Source organism: Streptomyces sp. NPDC031225 (genome assembly GCF_055570355.1).
The window spans coordinates 42,278-61,668 of record NZ_JBVIHJ010000036.1 but is presented as its reverse complement, the minus strand read 5'-3'; the positions used below and the strand labels follow the sequence as shown (position 1 = coordinate 61,668).

Here is a 19,391-nt window from a genome sequence, read left to right as displayed (position 1 = left end):
CCTCTCCTTCGCGCCCCATTGCCGTACGCACGACGGAAGGAGCCCGCGATGACGGGTCCTGTCCTGCACTCCGGAGCGACCGCGTCCTGTCCGCACGGCGCCCCGCTGAACATCGTCGCCGCCGGTCCCCGCGTCGTGGTGTCCGGCACCCCGGTCGCCGTCCTCACCGACCAGGGCACGGTGGCGGGCTGCCCGTTCACCGTGCCGCCCTCCAAGCCGCAGCCGTGTGTCAGTACGAAGTGGATCGCCGGCGCGACCCGGGTGACCGTCTCGGGACAGCCCATGCTGGTCAACCCGGCAGCGGCGATCTGCCAGTCGGCCGACCAGATCCCCGCCGGCCCGCCCGTGATCTCCGGCTCCCAGACCCGGGTCGTGGCGACATGAGCCGGCTCGCCTTCCCCTTCACCGTCACCGCACTCGGCCGCTCCGCCCAGGTGACGTACGGCAGCGACGCACATGTACGGCAGATGCTCGAACTGCTGGTGCTGACCCTTCCCGGGGAGCGGGTGATGCGGCCCGAGCTCGGCAGCCCCGCCCATCAGTTGCTGTTCGGCCCGCAGGACGCTCCGGTCACGATCGCGCTCTCGGCCGCCCTGCAGTCGGCGATCCAGCAGTGGCTGGGCGACGTGCTCACGCTGCGGGACGTGGCCGTTGACATGACCGGCGCCGACGGCGTGCTGGAGATCGTCATCACCTATGAGGTTCGCGCGAGTGGGGCTGCCGATCAGGTACAGCTGCGGAGGACCCTCGGATGAGCGATGCGCGCTACTACTGCCGCGACGAACGCCGCCGTGCCGCCTTGGCCGCGAACGGACCGGCCGGTGTGTCCGGGATCGACTATGTGGAGGTGCGCCGGGGCACGACGACCGCCGATGCGACCGAGATCGACATCGTGCTGGTCAAGCCGCTGTCCCTGCCCGAGGCCGCGCTCACCGGTGACAACATCGAACTGACCGGAGGGGTACGGTTTCCCGCGCCCCGGGTGGATCCGGTCGTGGGGACGGCGCCGGGCGGAGCGCGGGTGGCGCGGTACACGGTCACGGTGCCGGGCGGTCGGCCGACCGACTTCTCCACCTACCGGCTCGCGATCGTCGCCGCAGCGGGCTCCGGCGCCCCGCCGGACTTCCTCGATCCCCGGCTGTCCGCCGTCGACTTCTCCTTCGCCGTGGACTGCGCGGGTGACGGCGACTGCGACTGCGCCCCCGGCCGTCACGATCTGGCGGCGCGCGCAGCGCCGGATCCCCTCTTCGACTACCGCACCCGCGACTGGGAGGGTTTTCGCCGTCTGATGCTGGACCGGATGGCGGTGCTCGTCCCCGCCTTTCGCGAGGACGATCCGGTCGACCTAACGACGACGATCGTGGAGGCCCTGGCCTACCGGGCCGACCAGCAGAGCTACACCCTCGACTGGGTCGGCACCGAGGCGTTCCTGGACTCCGCGCGCACCCGTGCGTCGCTGACCCGGCACGCCCGGCTGCTCGACTACACGCCCGGTGAGGGTGGATCGGCCCGCACCTACGTCGCCGTGTCCTTCACCGCGCCCGCCCCGGCCGAGGAGGGCTACCGGCTGCGGGCGGGCACGCCCCTGCTGCCCCGCTCCCCGGCCCTGTCCCCCGTCGTCGCGGCGGCCGACTATCCGGCCCTGCTCGCCGCCGCGCCGGTGGTCTTCGAGACGCTGGCCGAGCTGCCGCTGTGGAGTTGGCGCTCCGACATCGCCCTGCACACCTGGGGCGACGAGCGCTGCACCCTGCCCGCGGGCTCCACCGCGATCACACTCGTGGACACCGGCACGGGCGTCGGGCCCTTGTCGGCGGGCGACTTCCTGCTGCTGGCCGAGACCGTCGCCCCGGACACGGGTCGTACCGAGGACGCCGATCCGCGCCACCGCCATGTCGTACGCCTGACCCGGGTGACACCCGTCGAGGACGTCCTGCTGCTCGGCACGGACCTCCTCGACGTCGAATGGGACACCGCCGACGCGCTGCCGTTCGACCTGGTGGTCTCCGCCGAGGTCGCGCAGGCCTCCGGACCGGCCCGGCACGTCGTGTGCGCCCACGCGCACGGCAACGTCGTACTCGCCGAGCACGGCGCCACCCTGCCGCCGCATCCGCATCTGAACCTGGCGCCGTCGGCCACCGCCGCGCTGGCCCCGCGCCTGTCCCCGCCGGCCCCGCAGGCGGGGGTGACCTGGCGGCCCCGGGTGGCGGCCGACCACGGGGCGCCCGCACGGACCGCACCGCACGGGCCGGCCGATCCGGGGCCGCCCCCGGCCGCCGCACTCACGGTGATAGACCCTGCCCGGTGCCTGCCGCAGATCACCCTGCACGACGCGTTCGCCGCCTGGACCGTACGCCGCGATCTGCTGGCGAGCGGGCGCTTCGCCCGGGACTTCGTCGTCGAGACCGGCCCGGATGGCGCCCCGCTGCTGCGGTTCGGGGACGGCACGCACGGACTGGCACCGGCGGTGGGCGACGCCCTCGGCGTGAGCGGACGGTTCGGCACCGGACCGGCCGGCAACCTCGGCGCCGACGCGCTGGGCCACCTTGTCCTGCCCGACGCCGAGGCCAGGGTCGGCGTCACGGCGGTGACGAACCTGGTCGCGGCGTCGGGAGGCGCGGCGCCCGAGGAGGACGCGGTGGTCAGGGTGGCCGCACCGCAGGCGTTCCGCCGGCAGGAGCGTGCCGTGACCGCGGCGGACTACGCGGATGCGGCCCGCCGCTACCCCGGCGTCGTCGCCGCCGTCGCCCTCCCCCGCTGGACCGGCGCCTGGCAGACCGTCATCGTCCATGTCGACCGCCAAGGCGGGGCAAGCCTGGACACGGCCTTCAGGACGGGACTGCTCGCGCATCTGGAGTCGTTCCGGCTCGCGGGCTTCGACGTCGCGGTACGCGCCGCGCACACCGTGCCGTTGGACATCAGCCTGTCAGTGTGCGCCGCTCCGGGACAGCTGCGCGGCGAGGTGGGACGGCGGGTACGCGCGGCGCTCTCACCCGCGGGCGACGGCAAGCCCGGGTTCTTCCATCCCGACCGGTTCACCTTCGGCACCCCCTTGTACCTGTCGGCGCTGATCGCCGCCGTGATGGCGGTACGCGGCGTGCAGAGCGTCGAGCCACTGGTCTTCCAGCGCTTCGGGCGTCCGCCCCGCGACGAGCTCGAGCACGGCGTGATCCGCCCCGCGGCGGCCGAAGTACTCGAACTGCGCGACGATCCCAGCTTCCCGGAGCGCGGGCGGCTCCGGCTCGGCATGCGGGGTGGGCGATGAGCTGCGCCTGCGGCTGCGGCGGATCCGCAGCGACCTGCTCGGCGACGGCTCCGGGCAGCTCACCTCAACTGTCGGGCGACCCGGCCCGCTTCCGCTACGGCGCGATCCTGGAGCGCCTGCTCGACCGCATCTCCCAGGCGCAGGCGCTGGGCGGCCGTCCCCTGGCCGCGCTCGGGCGGTCCCTCGACGACCCCGCCATCGCCCTGCTCGCCGCGTCCGCGGGCACCCATCACGTCCTGGGCTGGACGCTGCACCGGCTCGCCCTCGACTCCACGCTCCCCGCCACCGAGGACCGTGCGGCACTGGTCCGGCTGACCGGCATGCTCGGCCATGCGCCGCGCCCGGCTCTCGCCGCCGCCACCTTGCTGGCCTTCCAGGTCGCCACACTCCCGGGCGCGCCAGACACCACGTCGGTGCCGGGTCTGCCGGACGTGGTGACGATCCCGGCGGGCATGAAGGTGGCCACGGTGCCCGAACAGGGCGGGCAGCCGGTGACGTTCGAGACGGACACGGACGTCGAGGCGCATGCGGCGTGGAACGAACTCCGGCCGCTGCGCGCACTCGTGGTGCCGAAGATCTCGCAGGCGACGACGACCGTCGAGGTCGAGGGGGTGAGCCTGGGGGCCCGCGTGGGCGACCGGGTGCTCGTCCACGCCAGGAAGCGGGCACCCGCCCAGACCACGACGTCCTGGCTCCTGGCCCGGGTCACAGATGTGGAACTCGCGGCCTCCGCCGAACCCGCCCGCACCGTGCTCACCCTCTCCGCGCAGCAACTGCTGAGCGTGGACGACGGCCTGACCGCGCCGGCCGGGCCGGGCAGCGTGATCCTGCTCGGACAGCAGGCCCGGGCGTTCGGCGCGACGGCGCCCGACATCAGGTTCATGCCGGACACGGTGCGCAAGGACTATGGCGCACCGGTGCCGGTGGGCAGCACGTCGTTGCCGACCCAATGGCGAGACTTCACGATCGGCGTCGTGACTGAGCACGCCTGGACCATCGACCTCGACGCCGTCCACCCGCCTGCCGCGCCCGGTCGCCTCGTCGTCCTGGAGGCCGACACGCGGCAGGCGGCACGCATCCTCGCCGCCCAGGAGCGCGCACGCTCGGATTACGCACTGTCCGCCCGCTGCACCTCGATCACCCTCAAGGAAACAATCGCCGAGGACTTCAACACCAAGGTCCGCGAGACGACTTTCCACCTCGAAACCGCCCGCGGCACCCTCCTCACGCGCCCCGAGAACCGCCTCCTGCCGGTCACCGACCCGGGCTCCGACAGCAAACCGGCGCCACCGCAGCACCCCGACCTCGCCGCCGAGAACCTACCCGACCGCTTCTACCTCGACGGCGCAACGCCCCTGCCACCGGGCCGCCGCGTGCTTCTCACCGGCCAGAGTGCCGACGGCGAGCCACTGTCCGAGGCGGCGACGGTCCTGCGGTGCGAACCGAGCGCCGATGCCACGCTCGTCGTGTTCGACCGGCCCCTGACCGGCCGATGGACCGGCGCCACACTGACCGTGCTCGCCAACGTCGTCCCGTCCTCGCACGCGCAGACCCCGGCAGCGGGTGCCGAGACCCTGGGATCGGGCGACCCGTCGATGCCCCTGCCCCGCTTCCCGCTCCAGCAGGCCCCCCTCGCCCATCTGCCCGCGCCCGGCTCCCGCGGATATGCCCCGGCCATCGAGGTCCGGGTCGACGACCGCCGCTACGAACATGCCGAGACGCTGTACGGCGAGGGGCCGGACAGCCGCCGTTTCCACGTCTCCGAACGCCCCGAGGGCGGGTCGGAGGTGCAGTTCGGGGGACGGCTGTCCAGCGGGACCGGCAATGTCGTAGCGCTGTATCGCACCGGTGGCGGGGCGACGGGGAATCTGCCGGCCGGGCGGCTGACGCAGATCCTCACTCCGGTGGTCGGCCTCGCGTCGGTGACCAACCCGCTCGCGGCGGAGGGCGGCAGCGACGCCGAGAGCATCGAGGACATGCGCACCGGCGCGCCCAAGGCGATCCGGACGCTGGACCGGGTGGTGTCCCTCACGGACCTGGAGGCGTTCGCCCAGGCCTACCGGGGCATCGGCAAGGCCTCGGCCGTGGAGGTACGGATGGGACTGCGGCGTGTTGTCTGCCTCACCGTCGCCACCACCACGTTCAGCGCGCCGGCTGCCGGCTCGGACCTCGCAGCAGGCCTGCACCACGCGATCGTCGCCGCAGCACCGCCGGGCACCCACGTGCGGATCACCGGATTCGTCGATCTGCCGATGACGGTGGCGCTGGCCCTGGCCTCCGATACCGGTCTGCGCCGGCCGGATGTGGAGGAGGCCGTCAGGGCTGCCCTGGTCCGTGACTTCGGCAAACCCGCCCGTCCGTTCGGCACCGCGGTGCACCGCTCACAGATCATCGCGACGGTGCAGAACGTCCACGGTGTCACGGCCGTGGTCCTCACCGGGTTCTCCGCGCCGGGCGTGACGCAGGACCCCCAGGGACGACTGCCCTGCCCGGGACCGGTCGTGGTCACCGACCCGCACAGCGGTCTGCCGCGGCTGGACCCGGCCCGGTTGTTGTCCTTGGCGGCCGCGGACATCACGTTCACGGAGCTGACCCTATGAGCCACACACCGACGACGAACGGTGGGAGCGGGATACCGACGACCCGCGTCGAGGCCGTCGCCGAAGCCCTGTACGACTTGTTGCCCGCCCACATCCGCCAGACCGATCTCGCCAACGGCGGCACCCTGCGGGCCCTGTTCGGGGTGCTCGGGCTGGCCAGCGCCGAGCTCGACGCAGAGATCCAGGACTGGCACGACGCACTGTTCGTCGAGACGGCAGGCGAGGCCGCCCTCGACGCGATCGCCTCCCTCGTCGCCGCGCCCCCGCTCCAGCCCGTCCCGGGCGAGGCGGGCATCGGGCGTCGCGCCTTCGTGGCCAACACGATCCGCTACCGAAGGGGCAAGGGGACGGCCCGCGTCGTCGAAGCGATGGCAGGCGATGTCACCGGCCTGCCCGCTGTCGCGGTCGAGTACTTCCAGCGTCTGGCGCGCTGCGGCCACCTGCTGGACCTACGACCGGACCGCCCGACCACCGCCGACCTCACCCCCGGGAGGACCGTCTCGTCGGCCGGCGGCGCCTTCGACCGGCTGCCCCGCCTGCTCGATGTGCGCCGCATCGAACCGACGGCCCCCGGCCGACCCGTCGGCCGGCATGCGCCCGCCTCGGTCGGCGTCCACCTCCTGCGACCGCTGGTGACACAGTTCCCCGCGCCCACCGCGGTCGCGGACACGGTCCCGGCGGCGAACCTGGCGGGCGTGCCCCGGGCCCGGCCCTGGCCGGTCCAGGGCACCGAACGGGACGGCTACTTCCAGCTCGCCCAGCAACCAGGGGCTGTGCTGCGTCTGTTCAACCCCGACCGCCGTGCCGACGCCGCCGGGACCCGAATCCAGGAGGCCGACCTGCCCGACCGACTGCGGCGGCTGCCCCTGCACCACGAGACGAGTGAGCTGCGCGCCGCACAAGTTGAGGGCAGAGCGCCCCGATGGGTGACCCGGCGCTGGTTCGACCGGGCCGGAGCGCCGTTCACGGTATTTCTCCGGCAGGACGGCGAGAGCGACTTCCGGCGGGTGCCGCCCGCGGAGCTCAGGATCGCGAACCTGGAATCCCCGCCCGATCCCCCGGGCGCCCGACCCGCCGACCAGGAGACGCACACCTGGTACGAAGCGCAGCCCTCCGGTGCGCTGCAGCGCACCGGGACACATCCCCTCGCCTGCGCCGTCGACCCGGTGACCGGCCGGATCGTCGTCGCCCGGCCACCCACCGGGCCCGACGTCGTCGAGGTACGGGTCGCCTGTGCCACAGCCGCAGGTCAGCCCCTCGGAGCCGGCGCCCAGGACCGCAACACCCCGGCGGAGCCGTTCGACATCCGGGACACCGGCAGCGCTCAGGACCTGGTCTGGGTCGTCGACCCCACCGCCACACCCGGCGGCTCCGCCCAGGCCTCCAGCCGCACCGTGCCCACACTCGCCGACGCGCTCGCCGAAGTCGCCACCCAAGGCAAGGGACAGCGCAGCCTCGTCGTCCTGACCCGCTGCGACCTGGAAACGCCACCCCCGGGGTCGGCCACCCTGGATGTGACGGTGCCCGCCGCCTCCGAGGTGTACGTCGTCGCCGCGCAGTGGCGGCCGCCGCGCACGACGCCCGGCGCGGAGACCGACCCCGCGCTGCGCGGCTTCGTCGTACGCTGGGAACGGCGCTGCACGGTGGACGCGCCGCTGCGTGTGCAGCGCGGAACGGGCGACGCCGACGCCCCGGCGGGCCGACTCGTCCTCGACGGGCTGGAACTCACCCACGGCCTGCGCCTGGAGCCGAAGTCGGTGACCGAACTCACCATCCGATACGTGACCCTGCGCGCCCCCGGCAATGTCGCGGTCGCCGCGGACGGGCCCCTTGTCGCTGCCCGCATCACGGTGGACCGTTCGATCTGCGGCCCGCTGCGCTGCACCGACCGGGTGAGCGGCGAACTGACGGTCACGGACAGCGTACTGACCGCGGACGGCACCCCGGGCGATGCCCTCCACACACCCGGCCTCGACGTCACCCTGTGCAACGTCACCGTGCTCGGAACGTCGTCGCTGCGATCCTTGTCCGCGACGAACGCCGTGTTCACCGAGCCCGTCACGGTGACCCGCCGTCAGAGCGGCTGCGTACGCCACAGCTTCGTCCCCACCGGCTCCGCGACACCGCGCACCTTCCGCTGCCAGCCCTCCCTCGCTCTGACCGCGGCCCAGGAGACAGCGCGGCGCCCGCTGACGGCAGAGGAGACGCAGGCGGTCCGGCTGGCGAACGAGCCCCTCTTCCTGGACACCTCCGCCGACGAGCCGACGCTGGCCATGCTGCACCCGCGCTGCCCCGGCAGCGTGCGCTCGGGCGGCGAGGGCGACGTGGAGATGGGCGCCTTCGCCCACGCGGCATACGGCATCGCCGTATCCAATGTGCGGGCCCTGTTCCAGGAGTACCTGCCGGTCGCCCTGGAGGCCGGAGTCATCGACGACACCCGCTCAAGCGCCGTCGCAGCCCGGAGGAACACGCCATGACCAGCCGTAACGACGCCACCCGTCTGACGATCCGGGCCCAGGACGAGCGGCAGCCGTGTGCGGTCGTCGCCCGACAGGGCCAGGTGCTGCTGGACGCCGATCTCGACGCCCGGAGCCGGTGCCTTCTCGACCGGGTCGAGACAGCGACCGACGACATGCTCGGCACGCCCGAACGCCTCGTCGTGCCCGCCGGATCGAGCGCTTTCAAAGTGACGGGCGCCGCCACCGCAGACGCCTGTGGCATCGGACCGGGCCATGGCTTCCTCGGTGGGCGGCTGGTGGAGAACACCATCGACGACTGTCTGGTGTCGACGCAGCCGCACCCGCGAGCCGAGACCACCCCAACGGGCCAGGTGCTCCTCGCTCTCAAATCGCTGGTTCGGTACATCGATCCCGTCGAGGAACCAGCCTTTGCCGACCCGGCGCTGGGCGACGCCCAGGCGGCCGGTCGCGCCCTGGTCGACTGGCAGGTGTTCCCGTTCGCCCCGGCCGACGGCTGGGGAGCGGACTTCGGCTGCGCCACCGTGGCGAAGCACCCAGAGTGGACGAAGCTGACGCAGCCGTCCTCGGGCACCCTAACCGTGCTGCCCGACCAGGCACCGCCGGCGAGCGACCCCTGTTCGCTCACCCCGCAGGGCGGCTATTCCCGCCCGGAGAACCTGCTGTTCCGCATCGAGGTGCACGACGGCGTCCCGCGCCAAGACCTGCCCGACGCGGACGGGCCGCGCTTCCGCATGGACGGCCTCAAGGTCAAACTGTCGCGGCGCAACGCCTCGGTCCTGGCCAGAATCGTGAAGGTGGACGGATCCGCCATCACCGTCGAGCCCCCGGCGCTCGACCCGCTGAACTGGTTCGCCCCCGGAACCCACGCCGAGTTCGTGTCCCGGCACGACGACGTCGACCCCCGGGACGCGGCCGACCGTGAGCGGCTGTTCCAGGTCGCGCGGGCCACCGACACCCTCGTCACCCTCGAGGCCGCGGCGACGGGCATCGCCGCCTCCCTCAAGAACGACCCGACGGGCTGGTTTCTGCGGCTGTGGGACGCCTTCCCCCAGGGGGCCGGGGTGGCGACCGCGAAGGCGTCGGCCGACGACCCGCGGCAGTCCCTCCCCATCGACCTCGGTGACGGCCTGAAGTGCCGGTTCGGCTCGGGCCTCGACGACGTGTTCCGCCGAGGCGACTACTGGACGTTCGCCGCCCGCGCCGACGGCTCGATCGACTGGCCCAAAGACCTCGCGGAGCGACCGCACGGTCCGCAGATCCGCTATGCCCCACTCGCCGCCCTTGTCTCGGCGTCGGACGCCGAGGACTGCCGGATCCCGGCCGCGGCCTTGACTGACCGCGCCCTTCTGTACCGGGGCGGCGACGGCCAACAGGTCCAGGACCCGTCGGGCGGCGGCCCTCACCTCCTGCCCGGGAAACTGCGGGTCGCGGTGATGCGCGGGCGCACTCCTGTCGAGGGGGCGTCGGTGACGTGGACCATGCCTCCTGGCGGCGTCCCCAGCCGGATCGACGCGTCCCCCGTCGACGCCACGCACTCCGTCACAACCGTCACCAAAGGCGGCCTGTGCGAGGTCCACTGGGAGATCGGGCCGAACTCGCCCGACACCCTTCCTCAAGTGCAGGCAGCCCTGAAATCGGCCACGGGAGACGACGAGGGCCCACCACTACTGTTCACGGCCGGCTTCGCCGACGCCGGCGGCGCGATGGAGCCGCCCACCTTACGGCTCGCCTCCATCCAGTTGGTCGGGTCCGGCCAGGTGATCGAGCTTGTGAGGGACGATCTCATCCTCAACGGGCTGGAAGTCCCGCACGACGCCTTCATCAGGGAAATCGTGGTACGCATGGACCCGCCGGAACCCCAGTGGCTGCTGGAGGCCAAACTTCAGCCGTTCGACCCGATCGTCGAGGTCGAACTGGACCTGCCGTATCCGATGACGGACCCCGACAAGATCTACTGGGCGAAGGCGACGAGCAAGCAGCCCGGCCCTCCCGCGGTCTCCTCCCCCTTCGGGTTCCAACGAGTGCGGCTCGACGGCCGGATCGAACTGAACCGGAAGTCGAGGGCGAGCGTGGTGTGGACCCCCTCGGCCATGGCACAGGCCTTCCTCACCTCCGCGCCACTACACCAGTGGGGCAACCGCATCGTCCAGAGCGACGAGGTCAAGTCCGTCGGCTGGAAGCCCGGTGAAACCCCGCAGATCCTGTGCCGACTGCGCGTCCGGTCCGCTCAGGTATGGACACGCGACCCGCGGACCGAACGCCGGGTATATCTCAACGCCGAGCACTTGGGCACGAATGCCGGTGCGACCGGCCGTGAGCTGCTGCTCAAGGAACGCGATCCGCAGCAGGCGGCGGATCTCGATCTGTTCTTCTACCTGACGCTCGGCTAGTGTCCTGACCGCATAGGTTCACCGGGGTGGCGTCCCGCCGCTGTGCGATTGCTCAAGGAGTGTTCGCGGTCGCCCAGGAGCGGAACAAAGCGAGGGCTTCGGTGAGATTGCCGGGGCCGCATCTGGCCTGAAAGGTCTTCTCGGAAGTCCATGCCCAGACCCAGTCGTGAGCGCTGCGGTTGACGTCCTGGCGGGGGTATTCGTGTTGCTCCAGGTCCGTCTCCTCCAGGTCGATGGTGACGGTCCAGCCGGGGTTGTCGAGCGTGGCGATCTTCAGGCCCCACTCGTGCTCCCAGTCCTCGTTGCACTGCGCGGCGTACCAGTGCTGCAGCCAGTCAAGGACATCTCCCGAATCGCTCATGACAGGGGATGCTAGTAGTGCTCTGACCATAGGTTCGCCGGGTCGCTCAGGCCGCGGTGGCGAGGGGGCGTCCGCCCCAGCGGATGCCTTTCTCGCTGCGGATGCGGGCGCGTTCCTTGCGTTCGGCGGCCAGGACGTCGCGGTGGCGGGCGTTGGCGTTGCGCCAGCGAAGGTAGGCGTGCAGGGCTCGGGTCTGCACGGTGTGGTTGGTGCCTTCCAACGGGGCGGACAGGCGTCCGTCGGCTTTGCGAAGGATGACTTCGGCGAGGGCGCCGCGGCCGTCGTTCTTGGGCAGTGCGGCGGCGTGGCGGCGGACGTCGGCGGCCAGGGCACGGGCGCGCCCGGTGAGCTGGAGGACGAAGCGGTGGCCGCCCTCGTACTGGAAGCGGGAGCGGGCCACGCGGCGGAACCCGCGGCCGGTCCCTGGACGTGACGCCCATTGGGCACTGACCGCCGCCGAACCCCGAGAAGTCGACATCGTGGTCTGGCCGACCGAACGCGAGTATCACAGCGAATCCCGCGCCTAGGGATCCGGCTGCAGCCTAGGTGACCCATGAGAAACACCGGACTGGTGGTCTTGCCGTCGCGCTGCTCGTGAGTGGGGGGGGGAGCTGGGGAGGTCATGTCTGGTTTCCCGGGGCCTGCGGCCTGTTCGGTGGCGGAGGCAGGGTGAGCGTCACTTCGCCAGCCGTGGTCTTGAGGGTGAGGGCGGGCTCCCCGCGTCCGATTGCTCGGTCGATCTTCTTGATCTCCGCCCAAGTGAAGCCGAGACGGCGGTACTTGTTCCGCTGCTTCGGCCGCATGTGCTTGATGTCCTCTTTGGAAGCCGTAGTCATCCCCGGGTGCCACGGCCGGGCCGGACCGCTCGTCATCTTGGGCATGGCGCTCCCCTCTCGCCGTCCCCGCTACCCACGGGCTCGCGCAGCTGCGGCTTCGGCTTCGACGTCGATGCGGGTGGCCTCTTCCAGCCAGTCTGACGCGGCGGACGGCCTGGAAGCGACCGTGCCCGCAGCCTGGACGAGGGCAGGGAGGTGGGTACCCGCTGCCTGCCACGACAGGCTCACGGGCACCCCCGCGTGCCTAAAGACGCTCGCGGCGACCTGGTGCCCGTACTGAGCGCTGAAGACGCCGAAGGCGTGCGTCGCATCCAGCAAAGCATGCTGATCTCCCAGCCGGTCGTCAGACTGAAGCAGCTCATCGACGGTGCGGCGCCCGGCCGTCAGATCGGTGAACAGGCGCCGGCGGAACGCGGCCGCCTGCCGCTCAGTGATCCCCGCCGGGCTGACCGCGGCCCCTGCGGCGTAGCGGCGCTTGAGCTCTGTGTCCAGGACGTGCACCGCATCCAGGTGAACACGCAGCCGGTCCAGGGTCTTGCGTCCTCGAGGCAGCGGGTTGGGGCCGAGGGCCCGCCAGGCTGCGTAGCGCGTGAACATCAGGCCGGCCTCCCGGCTGCGCTCCTTGACCAGCCACGACACGGGTCGCCCCACGGCCGTTCGCCTGAGCATGGTGCGCCGCCGGCGCCGCTGCTCCTGTGTCTGGCGGCATTCCTCGCACTCCTGGCCACTGCTTGTGACGCGGAGCTTGCCCGATCCGCACACGGGGCACGGAAGCCGGGTCGCGACGACCTGGCTCATGACACCGTTGCGGTGCTCCGGAGCGATCCGTCCCCCGATCTGCCGCACCGCACCTACCTTGCGTCGCCGCCCAGCCGCCATCCCCGAAACCTCTCCCCGGCCGTTCTGACTCCTCAAGCGTCAGCCCCGATATGCCCCCAGAACTCGCCCCATACGCCAACTACCGCTGCCTTGAGGCCACTTCGTCCCGAGGGCGTGCGGCGGGGAGTGAGCGTCCTCCAGACCGGGGCGGGGCAGCCCAGATCTGTGGTGCCGACGGCGGCGCGGGGCCGGTTGCGTACCTAGTGCTTCAGGCCGCCGACGCGGTAGAAGAGTTCGGCGCCGCGCTTGCCCGCGAAGGCCGGGAAGATCGAGTCGTGGGCATGGTCTAGCAGGCTTCGGCAGTTCCGTCCTCGTGCCTGAAGAAGGCAACAACGGCCCTGCGCAGCTGTGTAGCCAACTTGCAGGCGTCGCGTAGATGACTGCGTGCTGCTTCGGCTTCCTTGGAGCAATAGTCAAGAGTTGTGGGTGAGCTGATTTCAGCTTGAGCTGCGGTGGGCGAGGCTGGTGGCAGCGTTGCGAATCCGCTTGGTGCGGCCGGCTTCGGCGAGGATCTCGAAGGCCTCGGTGTTCGTCCCGTCGGCCATCTTGAGCTGGAGCCAGTTGGATGACGCGAGCAGGTCGTCCGGCTGCCAGGGCAGCTTGAGCGTGATGGCGCGGAAGAGCGACCACTCCCGCAGGCGCTGAGTAGGTGTTTTCAACCTCGATGCCGCAGGTCAGAGGCGGCGTGTTGCCAGTGGTGCAGAAGCCGCCGTTCCGCGTCGGCGTTTCTCCGCGTTGGCCCGAGTGCCATCAGCTACCAGCACAGGCCCCCGACGTGGGCCCCAACAAGAGCCCATGACCGTCACAACGGAGAGGGCTGACGTCAGCGTCGGGTGACAGGCCGGCAAGCTCATCGACACGCGCCAGCGAGCCAGCTCCGGGCAGGCGCGCCGCTCATAGCAGGAGGGCGTCCAACACGTCCACCTTTTCGGGGAATTCCGAAACGTTGGACTGCGGCATTATGCGATCACATACTGACTCGGTCTCTACTGGTTCATGCCTGCACCCTGGCCACCCGCACACGCCGTACCCGGACACGACCGGTGACGGCCCGGGTAGATGTTGAAAACACCTACTCAGGCGCGCAGGCGCTGCGCCACCACCTCACAACAACGGAGGGCACCCTATGGCATCACGCAAAGTTCTCTTCACCTCTCTGGTGGCAGCGGCCGCCCTCGCCTTTGCGGCAGGACCCGCGGTCGCGGCCCCTGCCCAGGACGCATCCGCGATGGGGAACGTCCCGTGGTGCGTCTCGACGGACATCTACAACGAGGCTTCCGGGCAGGTCGCGTGGGTGTGGAACGCATGCGGCAACACGCAACGGGCACGGGTCGTTATCGGCTGGGGACCGGACAGCGACTGCTTCACCATTCCCCCGGGCTCGGGGGCGGCCTACCACTTCACCTTCGGCAACTACGCCAAGACGGAAACGTGCTGAACGATATGGCACAGCCGTGAGGGGCCGGTCGAACCATCGTGGCTGATGGACGCGGCAGGGGGACGAGTCCACACTGACCATGCTCCAGTCGATCCGGCCTTCCAGTAGTTCGAAGAACAGGGACGCCTCGCCGTCCGTTCGGTTGATCTCGCTGGTGACAGCGGCACACGCGGTATCCAGGTTCTTGTCGATGACGGTGGCGGGGGCCGTGAAGGTCGTCATGGACGGGGTTCTCCTTACGGAACGTGAGAGGGGGCGGCTGGTGCGGTTTGAGCGCGCCAGCCGCCCCTTTTCGCTGTCAAGGGGTGGGTCTTGGCAGCCGCTGGAGTGTTCAGGCGCCGTTGCGTACGAGCTTGACCAGCAGGTCGGTGTCCCGCAGATCGGGGAGGACCACCTCGGCGCCGGCTTCGCGAAGGACGGATTCGTCGCTGCGGCCGGTGGCTACGGCGATCACGCGCACGCCGTTGGCGTGGGCGCCCTCGATGATTGCTGCCGTCGGCCAGCGGGCTCCGGTAGGTGGTTGTCGTTGTGCTGCCGTTGGGGTTCATCACGGTCTGCGGTACGCCGGCGTCTGTAGGCGTCGCGCGCCGCAGTTCACCGCCAGGGCGGTGTGGGCTGTCCATCCGGGTCCAGACCATCGGGCCACCATGCACTGAAGGCTGATCCATCAGGAGGCATGTCGCGCGCGCGGCCGCGGTCGGCGACCTGGCGGAAGAAGTGCTCGGCGCCTTCCCGGTCCCCTGCCTTCTCCCTCGACAGGCCAAGCCGGTACAGCGGGTCGGGACTGCCGAAGTCGGCAGCCAGTTGGGCAAGGCGCTCAGCTTCCTTCAGGTCCCCCGACTGCTCGCGTAGCCTGGTCAGGCGGTTCAGGGCGAAAACGCTGCCGCGTTCAACAGCCTGCCGGTAGAGACTTTCAGCGCTGTCCTTGTCTCCGGCCGTTTCCCGGCAGTCGCCCAGGTAGCCCACCCCGTTAGGGTCGCCGTTGTCTGCAAGCTGACGTGCCAGGCTTTCAGCGCCTTCCCTGTCCCCCATCCTCTCGCGCAACGTGACCACGCGGCGCAGGCCAGCGGACTCGCCGATGTCCGCAGCTCGCCGGTAGAGATCCTCCGCTTCTTCCCCATCCCCTGCCCGCTCCCGCAGAACAGCCAACAGGAAGAACGCCTCGGTGATGCCGTGTTCTACGGCCTCCCGATAGAAGGTCTCGGCACCCTTCAGATCCTTGGCCTTCTCTCGCAACCGGCCCAACCGGAAGAGAGCCTCGGTGATGCCATGATCGGCGGCCTCCTGATAGAGCCTGCCAGCCTCCTTTACGCTCCCCGCCCTTTCGACGGACCGCGCCAGGCTGAACAGGGCGACAGGCCTGCCGCGGCCTGCCGCCCGCCGCGCGAGGGCTGCAGCGCCCTTCCCGTCGCCCACCATGTCCCGCACCGTGACCACACGGCACAAAGCATCAAGGTCGCGGTGATCGTCGGCGCGCTGATAGAGCGTCTCTGCACCGGCCTGGTCTCCCCTGTGTTCTCGGATCACGGCCAGGCAGTACAGGGCATCGGCGCCGACGTGCTCGACGAGCTGTTCGTAGAGGCTCTCGGCACTCGCCCGGTCCCCAGCCTCCTCCCGCATCATGGCCAGGCGGTACAGGATGGTGGTGCTGCCGTGACCGGCGGCCAGTCGGCCCAGGGCTTCAGCGCCCTCGCGGTCCCCAGCCTCTTCCCGCAACTCCGCCAGGTCGGACAGCACTTTGATATTTCCGAGGTCAGCGGCCTGCCGTGCAAGGTCGTCAGCGCCTTCCCTGTCATTCGCTGCCTCCCGCAATAGAGCCAGGTTGAAGAGGACATCGGTATCGCCGAGGTCGGCTACCCGCCGATAGAGCCTCTCAGCCTCTGCCCGGTCGTCCGCGTCCTCCCGCATCTCGGCCAGGTCATAGAGGGCGTTGACGCTGCCGAGGGAGGCCCCGCGGTGGCGGAGGTGGTGTGCCCATTGCAGGCGGTGTCGGTCCTCAGCCGCCTCGACCAGGACTTCCAGGTCATCTGGGTCGGTGAGGTGGGCGTGGGCGGCGTCCCAGAACGAGGCAGGCGGGCACAGGGAGCGGCGGACAGAGCGGCCGTGTTGTTCGAGGTAGTCGGCGAGCCGGTACATCGTGCCCCTGGCCTGGGGCTCGGGGTGGTCGGCTGGCTGCGATAAGCCGAGTGGGCGTCGTTGAGGACGGGCTCGTACGCGACGTAGCGGGGCTTGTTTGCCGTGCCCTGGTGCGGCGAGTTCGGCGTAGCCCTGTTCGGCCCAGTCCTCGGTGAGTTGGTCGTAGTCGTCCTGTGAGAGGTAGTCGGGAGCCGCATCCGTCAGGAAGGCTTGGGGGAGGTAAGGGCCGACGAAGAGGCGACGGGCGTCCATTGCAGCGTGCAGCAGGGCGCGGGCGGGTGGGGTGGCCTGCTCGTAGCGGCGCAGGAGTTCGGGGGCTCCGGCCAGGTCCTGGGTGATCCGTCCGCCGTCGCGTGCGCGCGTGAGGGCGTCGGCCAGCAGTGCGTCACCCCCCTCGGCCAGGAGGGCGGCGGCGGCCAGGGCTGCGGAGTCGAACGCGTCGGGGACGGCAACGGTGCGGCCGGTGAGCAGTTCCCGCACCCGAGTGTGAGGGTCGTTCCCGTTCGGACCGGGCAGCGTCGTGTACCGGTCGGCGTACTCGGGCCACAGCGTTCCCAGTACCAGGACTGGGCCGCGCTGCTCATCGGTCAGCAGGCGGTGTACGGCTGCCGCGATCCGCTCGCCGCAGGCCCGGTCGCCGAAATAGTGCTGAGCCTCGTTCAGCCACACCACGGTGCGCGGCCCAACCTGGTGCAGCTCCTCCAGCGCGGCCTCCGCCCGGGTCGGGTCAAAGGGATGCCACAACCGCCAGCCCTTCGTGGCGAGCGGCTGCACCGCCTCCCAGCACGCCCTCGTCTTGCCCGTCGAGGAACTGCCCACCAGGACCACGATCCGGCTGCGGCCCTTAGCCGCCTCCCGTACCACCGCGGCCAGCACTTCGTCATGCCGGCGCTCCACGTATCCCGGCAGGGCCCGCTCGCCGACCGTGATGGTGCCCGGACCGGCCGGGTGCACTTCCAGCTCGTGCGGCTCCCACTGCTCAATCGGACGCCCCGGCCCCGGCATGTCGGCCGGGTGCCCGGATGTTTCTTCGACCGCGGTCCGCCGCAACTCCAGCAGCTCCCCGACCGGCAGCTTCAACGCGTGTGCCATACGGGCCACCGTCTGCGTCGTCGGAATGCCGCCCCCAGGCGAGAACGCCTTGGACACTGTCCCGCGGCCCAGGCCGGCCTTTCGGGCGAGCTCCGTCTGGTTCAACCCGGCTCGGGCCCGTCCATCCTCCAGTCGTCCGCGCAGCTCAGCAAGTGCCGGGCTGCGGCCGTTGTCCGCCTCGTGCATGTACTGGCCCCCCGGGTGATGTGTGCGCCCGTGTTCATCTTCGTCTCGCTGAACCATGGCGCACAGGCATTCCAGGAGGTTCATCCCTGCCAACACCCCACCGTTTACAGGGAGCTTGCCGTGACCGTCGCCGTCGTCCTTCTCGCTGTCGCTGTCGTCACCGTTTTTGCGCTGATGGCCGCCGCCGTCGCCGCAACGCTGGCCCGCCTCGAGGGCAGCACATGGCCCAGCGCCCTGACCCGTGCCGCCCTCACCTTCACCACAATGATCACCCTCGCCGCCGCCGTCACCGCAGCCCTCACCCCCCTCCTCATGTGAGGTGCGGCTCCTGGACAGCGTGGGTAGCGTCCGTTCACCGGAGAGTGACGGCGCGGCCGCGACGGCGCACCGTCGCTGCGCAGGACGTAAGCGGATCGAGCCGTCAGCATGCGCGCATGAATGATCAGTGGATTGCAGAGAGGGCGGTGTGTCCGCGGTGCCAGGGCCCAACGGAGGCCCTGTGGAGGGAACATCCTGGTGCCCATCGTCTCGATCAAGATCCGGGCGACCACGGGTGCCTCTTTCGTGACTGGGCCAGTCGTCGCTGCCGGGCGGGATGCTGGCAGCAACCGCGTCCTATGCGGTCGTGCTGGCGTGGTGACAACGTGCCAGGTGCCTCGTCTGCGCCGGACGGAACGGAACCACAGCTGGGTTGATCTTCGACTCTCCTACAACCCTCGGTCCCTGCGGACAGTCTCCGTGGGCCGATCGGCTCTCTGACTCTCGCGGGCCGCTTACACAGCGCACTGCTGTTTACCGGCCCCCTGTTCTGACTTGGACTCACATGCGTATACGTGCTGCGGCGGTGGTTGGGACCACGTCCGCCGCCCTGCTGCTGACCGCTGTCGCCGGTGTTCCGGCGGACACCTCTGCGGTAGGCCCGGCGGAGGACGCGGTGCGCCGGGTGGGCTACGACCGCGTCCGGCAGGCCTTGCTCACACGGCTGTGAACAGCCGGTTATGAAAGGCAGGCGTTCCAGTCGTGACGATCGAGGCGATACTCCCGGTCTCCGTGCGCCCCAGCCATACAACGCTCCCCCCATCGGCCGGGAACGTCACGAGGTCGGCTCCGAGAGCCTCGTAGCTCACCCGCTCAAACGACTCGCCCAGAGACTCGGCGGCCAGGGATGCATCCTGCCTGCCCGCATCGACCTCGAGCCAGACCTGGCGGAATGGCTCGGTCAGCGATGGCCAGGCGGTGGCGTCGGCGAAACTCCCCATATTTTCCTCAGAGTCGAAACCCGGCCGCTCACCGTGGACGATTTGCTCGATGCTCTCACCGACACCGAGGCCCGCCTCCCAGCAGGCCACTGGGGCATCGCTGACAAGCAGGCGGACCGCGACCGCCTCGCGACCGTCGAACTGCTCGCCGTCGTACTCGTACGGCGCTTCCGTCCAGGAGGCCTGCACCCGGTGAACGCCAGGGGGGATCCGGTCCTTCAGTTCCCGGCCGGCCGGGGTGGGCAACTCCCAGTCGGAATCATCCGGCCAGGGCGAGGCGACGACGAGCCGGCCGCTCGGCACCCGGATCGGGCTCACCTCCGTCACCTCGACGACGTACACGGCTCTCGCCGGATCCTCGGCATGCGTGCCCACCTGCGCCCCCAGTGTGAACACCGTCCCCAAGTACCGGCTCTCTTCCGGACTTGCCGCCAGACGCTCATCTGCTGTGTATCCCATGGCCGAACGGTAT

15 protein-coding genes and 1 pseudogene are annotated in these 19,391 nt (G+C 70.7%); 9 read left to right on the top strand and 7 right to left on the bottom strand.

The window, feature by feature from the left end; genetic code table 11:
* Nucleotides 1-48 precede the first annotated feature (48 nt).
* From ACZ48Z_RS41155 to ACZ48Z_RS41130, 6 genes are read left to right on the top strand one after another with little or no spacing between them, the layout of a single operon-like run.
* Nucleotides 49-384 carry a hypothetical protein gene (locus tag ACZ48Z_RS41155; RefSeq protein WP_468741047.1) on the top strand — a complete coding sequence of 112 codons (336 nt, stop codon included), beginning with the start codon at nt 49-51 and terminating at the stop codon, nt 382-384.
* A complete protein-coding gene (locus ACZ48Z_RS41150) occupies nt 381-755 on the top strand; it encodes a GPW/gp25 family protein (protein WP_468741046.1) in 375 nt (124 codons plus the stop codon). The genes ACZ48Z_RS41155 and ACZ48Z_RS41150 overlap by 4 nt, the downstream gene beginning before the upstream one ends.
* Complete coding sequence (locus ACZ48Z_RS41145) at nt 752-3,262, top strand: baseplate J/gp47 family protein (RefSeq protein WP_468741045.1); 2,511 nt, start codon at nt 752-754, stop codon at nt 3,260-3,262. The genes ACZ48Z_RS41150 and ACZ48Z_RS41145 overlap by 4 nt, the downstream gene beginning before the upstream one ends.
* Nucleotides 3,259-5,862 carry a baseplate J/gp47 family protein gene (locus ACZ48Z_RS41140; RefSeq protein WP_468741044.1) on the top strand — a complete coding sequence of 868 codons (2,604 nt, stop codon included), beginning with the start codon at nt 3,259-3,261 and terminating at the stop codon, nt 5,860-5,862. Before ACZ48Z_RS41145 ends, ACZ48Z_RS41140 begins: the two co-directional genes overlap by 4 nt.
* Nucleotides 5,859-8,339 (top strand): hypothetical protein, encoded by a 2,481-nt coding sequence (locus ACZ48Z_RS41135; RefSeq protein ID WP_468741043.1) that lies wholly within the window; start codon nt 5,859-5,861, stop codon nt 8,337-8,339. The genes ACZ48Z_RS41140 and ACZ48Z_RS41135 overlap by 4 nt, the downstream gene beginning before the upstream one ends.
* Nucleotides 8,336-10,732: a DUF6519 domain-containing protein gene (locus tag ACZ48Z_RS41130; RefSeq protein ID WP_468741042.1), complete on the top strand. Its 2,397-nt coding sequence runs from the start codon at nt 8,336-8,338 to the stop codon at nt 10,730-10,732. The genes ACZ48Z_RS41135 and ACZ48Z_RS41130 overlap by 4 nt, the downstream gene beginning before the upstream one ends.
* A gap of 52 nt (nt 10,733-10,784) precedes the next feature.
* Here ACZ48Z_RS41130 and ACZ48Z_RS41125 read toward each other — a convergent pair whose 3' ends face one another.
* The 4 genes and pseudogenes from ACZ48Z_RS41125 to ACZ48Z_RS41110 all read right to left on the bottom strand — a co-directional run bounded on the left by ACZ48Z_RS41125 (nt 10,785) and on the right by ACZ48Z_RS41110 (nt 13,467).
* The gene (locus ACZ48Z_RS41125) at nt 10,785-11,093 is read right to left on the bottom strand and encodes an immunity 53 family protein (RefSeq protein WP_468741041.1); all 309 of its coding nucleotides are present in this window, start codon (nt 11,091-11,093) and stop codon (nt 10,785-10,787) included.
* Between the two features lie 46 nt (nt 11,094-11,139).
* A pseudogene (locus ACZ48Z_RS41120) lies at nt 11,140-11,301 on the bottom strand (IS630 family transposase); the annotation flags it as partial.
* Nucleotides 11,302-11,998: 697 nt separating this feature from the next.
* Nucleotides 11,999-12,568 carry a hypothetical protein gene (locus ACZ48Z_RS41115; protein ID WP_468741040.1) on the bottom strand — a complete coding sequence of 190 codons (570 nt, stop codon included), beginning with the start codon at nt 12,566-12,568 and terminating at the stop codon, nt 11,999-12,001.
* Nucleotides 12,569-13,245: 677 nt separating this feature from the next.
* On the bottom strand, nt 13,246-13,467 hold the full coding sequence (locus ACZ48Z_RS41110) for a hypothetical protein (protein WP_468741039.1): 222 nt from the start codon (nt 13,465-13,467) through the stop codon (nt 13,246-13,248).
* A gap of 467 nt (nt 13,468-13,934) precedes the next feature.
* On the opposite strand from ACZ48Z_RS41110, the gene ACZ48Z_RS41105 reads away from it, so the two are divergent.
* Nucleotides 13,935-14,246, top strand: a complete 312-nt coding sequence (locus tag ACZ48Z_RS41105; RefSeq protein ID WP_468741038.1) for a hypothetical protein — start codon at nt 13,935-13,937, stop codon at nt 14,244-14,246.
* Between the two features lie 331 nt (nt 14,247-14,577).
* On the opposite strand, the gene ACZ48Z_RS41100 is transcribed toward ACZ48Z_RS41105, so the two are convergent.
* Together ACZ48Z_RS41100 and ACZ48Z_RS41095 are read right to left on the bottom strand one after the other, a co-directional pair.
* Nucleotides 14,578-14,706: a hypothetical protein gene (locus ACZ48Z_RS41100; protein WP_468741037.1), complete on the bottom strand. Its 129-nt coding sequence runs from the start codon at nt 14,704-14,706 to the stop codon at nt 14,578-14,580.
* 134 nt (nt 14,707-14,840) lie between these two features.
* Entirely contained in the window at nt 14,841-17,744 is a 2,904-nt protein-coding gene (locus ACZ48Z_RS41095; RefSeq protein WP_468741036.1) for a helix-turn-helix domain-containing protein, read from the bottom strand.
* Between the two features lie 36 nt (nt 17,745-17,780).
* On the opposite strand from ACZ48Z_RS41095, the gene ACZ48Z_RS41090 reads away from it, so the two are divergent.
* Nucleotides 17,781-17,978 carry a hypothetical protein gene (locus ACZ48Z_RS41090; protein WP_468741035.1) on the top strand — a complete coding sequence of 66 codons (198 nt, stop codon included), beginning with the start codon at nt 17,781-17,783 and terminating at the stop codon, nt 17,976-17,978.
* 505 nt (nt 17,979-18,483) lie between these two features.
* Complete coding sequence (locus tag ACZ48Z_RS41085; protein WP_468741034.1) at nt 18,484-18,648, top strand: hypothetical protein; 165 nt, start codon at nt 18,484-18,486, stop codon at nt 18,646-18,648.
* Here ACZ48Z_RS41085 and ACZ48Z_RS41080 read toward each other — a convergent pair.
* Entirely contained in the window at nt 18,635-19,378 is a 744-nt protein-coding gene (locus ACZ48Z_RS41080) for a DUF4241 domain-containing protein (protein ID WP_468741033.1), read from the bottom strand. The genes ACZ48Z_RS41085 and ACZ48Z_RS41080 overlap by 14 nt on opposite strands.
* Nucleotides 19,379-19,391 lie beyond the last annotated feature (13 nt).